This window comes from Fibrobacter sp., assembly GCF_045112255.1.
Taxonomy (GTDB): Bacteria; Fibrobacterota; Fibrobacteria; order Fibrobacterales; family Fibrobacteraceae; genus Fibrobacter.
This window is the reverse complement of the sequence record NZ_JBGUHR010000096.1, coordinates 1-3,811: the sequence shown is the minus strand read 5'-3', so window position 1 is coordinate 3,811 and position 3,811 is coordinate 1. Positions and strand designations below refer to the sequence as shown.

At 52.1% G+C, this 3,811-nt stretch carries 3 protein-coding genes; all 3 read right to left on the bottom strand.

From position 1 onward, the window contains the following. Nucleotides 1-200: 200 nt before the first annotated feature. Entirely contained in the window at nucleotides 201-509 is a 309-nt protein-coding gene (locus ACJMM9_RS12740) for a hypothetical protein (protein ID WP_088639746.1), read from the bottom strand. Between the two features lie 186 nt (nucleotides 510-695). After that, nucleotides 696-2,597 (bottom strand): tRNA uridine-5-carboxymethylaminomethyl(34) synthesis enzyme MnmG, encoded by a 1,902-nt coding sequence (gene mnmG, locus ACJMM9_RS12735; RefSeq protein WP_405327603.1) that lies wholly within the window; start codon nucleotides 2,595-2,597, stop codon nucleotides 696-698. 85 nt (nucleotides 2,598-2,682) lie between these two features. Next, the coding region (locus ACJMM9_RS12730) for a redoxin family protein (RefSeq protein WP_405327601.1) at nucleotides 2,683-3,811 on the bottom strand (1,129 nt) is incomplete at its 5' end.

Genomic DNA, 3,811 nt, shown 5'->3' with positions numbered 1-3,811 from the left:
TCATGCGGGCGGGGCCCCAGCTCGGAGTTGCGAAGGCCGCACGGGCCCCTCCCTGCACCCTCCCCATCCTTGGCCGACGCTTTTATTATCAATACGAAATCTTAACAATTTGATTTTGAAATAAAATCTCGCTTTTCATTTTATTCTACAAAAAATGCCCCGCGAGTGCGGAGCATTTTATAGACTTTAGAGAAGTAGAATTACTTTTCTTCTGCAAATTTCTTAGAGGCGGCCTTGACCTTCGGATCGTTCTGAGCGTCCTTGATCTTCTGCTTGATACCATCTTCGATGGACTTCTTGAGCTTTGCGGCAAGATTGGGGAAACGATCTTCCAGGGAATCACTAAAGACAGCCGGCTTCTTTGCAGCAGCAGGAGCACCACCCTTGCGCTTGCCGTTGAACGGACGCTTTTTCTTGGACGGAGCCTTCTTTACTTGAGATTTTTCTTGGGATTTTGTTTCCTGAGGCTTAACTTCTTCTGTGGATTTGACTTCTGCTTCTTCTGCCATATATATACCTCTTGGAAAATTGTTTATGTTGACGGGCGCAAAGATAGTAAAAAATCGGGAAAAAGCAAGTGAAAGGTTTGGGGTTAGGCGAAAGACGAGAGACGAAAGACGAGAGATGCATTGATTATTCATGCACGAAGTGCCATTATAAAACTCTCGTCTGTAGGGCTTTGCCCGTTCTCTCGTCTATCCTCTAGATTCAATCCAATGCGCGAGGACGGTGATGTCGGCGGGGCGCACTCCGGGCACACGGCTTGCCTGCCCAAGCGTAAGCGGCTTGTGGGCGTTGAGGCGCTGGCGGCTTTCAATGCTGATGGCTGTAATGGACATGTAATCGAAGTCCGGCGAAAGCTTGACCTTTTCCATCTTCTTCTGGTCGTCGATTTCGCGTTCCTGGCGGTCAAAGAACCCGGCATAGAGTTCTTCGGCATACATGTACCACTGGTCACGGCGCGTGATTTTGGCGTCCGGGGCAGCCACCTTGAAGAACGTCTCAGGGTCGATTCCCGGACGGCGGAGCACGTTAATCCAGCGTGTACGTTCGGAGGCGAGCGCCTGACCGCCGGCTTCGAGGATTTCGTTTGCTTCTTCAGGCGTGGCAGATGTTTCTGCAAATTTCGTCTTGAGATCGGCCATGAGATCGCGTCGGCGAGTCCAGTCTTCCCAGTCGCGGTCGCTGATCATGCCAATCTTGCGGGCCTTTTCCTTGAGACGCATTTCGGCATTGTCGCTGCGGAGGAACAGGCGGTATTCGGCACGGCTCGTGAACATGCGGTACGGTTCATCGAGCAGAATATTCACGAGGTCATCGACCATCACGCCGAGATAGCTTTCGGAGCGCCCGAGAATGAACGGATCTTCGCCCTTCACCTTGAGTGCTGCGTTGATACCAGCCATAAGGCCCTGACCGGCAGCTTCTTCGTAGCCGCTTGTGCCGCAGACCTGACCTGCAAAATAAAGGCCGGGGACATTTTTGCATTCGAACGTCGGGTAAAGCTGAGTGGCATCGACAGAATCGTATTCCACAGCGTAACCGATCTGCAAGACTTTTGCATGAGTAAGGCCCGGAATTGTGTGGATGGCGGCAAGCTGGATGTCTGCCGGCAAACTTGAGCTGAAACCGTTGATGTACACACGCCCGATGTCAGCCTGTTCCGGTTCGAGGAACAGCTGGTGCCCGTCGCGGTCGCCAAAACGGTTGATCTTGTCTTCGATACTCGGACAGTAGCGCGGACCCTTGCCGTGAATACGGCCACTGAACATTGGGCTGTCCTTGAAGCCGCTACGCAGAATATCGTGCGTCTTGATGTTCGTGCGCGTAATCCAGCAAACGCAATCGTTGCGGATAAACTTGTTGATTTGGTCGCCCCAGAACTTGTCGGGTGTTGCACCGTCAAAATGGCGGTCGCTCATCGGCCACGGATGCTCATCGCCGTGCTGCACATCACATTCGTTAAAGTCGATAGAATCCGGATCCAAGCGGCTCGGAGTTCCTGTTTTAAGGCGGCGCAAACGAATGCCGTTTTTCGCAAGGCATTCCGAAAGCTTGTCTGCACTCGGCTCGCCCACTCGCCCACCGATGCTCGTTTCAAGCCCGGTAAACATCTTGGAGGCAAGGAATGTTCCGCTCGTCACCACAATCGCGCGAGTGATGTAGCGGTCGCCATTCAAAAGCGTGAGTTCCAAGCGGCCATCGTTCATGCGTTCAAACGAAGCGAGTTCGCCCTGGATCAGCGTAAGTCCCGACAAGCTTTCCATCGTCTCGCGGGCGACTTCGCTGTAATACTTCATGTCGCACTGAGCACGCGGCCCCCAAACGGCGGGACCCTTGCTCATGTTGAGCATGCGGAACTGGATGCCAGCCTTGTCGGTCAAAAGTCCCATGAGGCCGCCGAGAGCGTCTATGTCGCGAACAATCTGGCCTTTCGCAACGCCACCGACTGCCGGATTGCACGACATTCTGCCAATAGCGTTCAAATCCATCGTGAGCATGGCGGTTTTGACACCAATCTTCCATGCGGCATGCGTGGCTTCAATACCGGCGTGACCGCCACCGACGACGACAACATCAAATTCAGCGATAATCATGCGCCAAATTTAAAAAATATGAGGCAATACGGCTATAGAAAAAACGCATCCCGAGAGGGATGCGTTTTCATAAAAGAAAGGGCGATTATTTCTTTGCCTTAGCGGGCTTTACTTCTTTCTTGACTTCCGGCTTGACTTCAGGAGCCTTGGCGGCATCGTCGGCCTGCTTGACTTCGATCTTCCATTCAACATTCTTGCCGTTAAGAAGTTCTGCGATTTCCTTCTTCAGGTCATCCTTTTCCTTTTCGAAGGCGGCGTACTGCTTGTACGTGCCATCCGGATTCACGAGATAGACCTTCGGAACGTAGCCATCACTATAGAGTTCACCGAACTGGCGGGCTTCATCCCAGACGACATTGATTGTTTCGTCGAACTTGGCATCATCGATAAAGCGACGAATGCCCGGCTTGTTGTTTCCGCCGCTAGCGACAGAAACTGTCGTAAGGCCCTTCGGGGCAAATTCCTTGGCGATTTCGAGAATCTGCGGAGCGGCGTGTGCGCAGTGACCGCAGGTTGCAGAGAAATAGAACACCAAAAGCGGCTTGCCAGCAAAGCCCGTCAAATCTTCAGCCTTGACAGTAATGCCAGAAGCCTTCACCTTGAAGTTCATCTTGGCAGGCATGCCGTTTGCAAGCGTATCGCCACGAAGAGAAGCGACTTCGGCCTTGAGCTTTTCTTCTTCGGCCTGCTGCTTCTTGACCATTTCGTCACGGATCGTTTTCATCTTTTCGGTGTAGCGGTTACCAACAGCCTTAAGAGAATCTTCCGAGAGAGTCAACGTGAAAGTCGTATCGCGAACTTTCTTGCCGGCATCGCGAACGCCAAGGACGAAGTAGTCCGGATCAAAGTCCGTCTGGAACTGACGGCCAATGCTATAGAACTGGTTTCCGAACTGGACGCCGATGACATAGGAGAACTTCTGCTGTTCCGAAGGATCCTGCGGAAGCTTGACGTCTGTGTATTTGACTTCAGGAGCAGCTGTAACCGGCTGTGCTTTTTCAAGAGAATCGACATAAGCGCGAATTTGAGCTTCGTCCATCCCCTTTGTTACGCTTGTATCCGGACGAGTGCTTATATAGCGCTCTTGCATCGTCATCTGGATACGCTTGTTGATGATGCCCAGAGAATCCTGTGGAATCTGAAGCTTTGCCGTAGAGTCGTTTATATTCGCAATTGCGTCACGGAAAGCCTGAACTACGACATCTTCATCGATT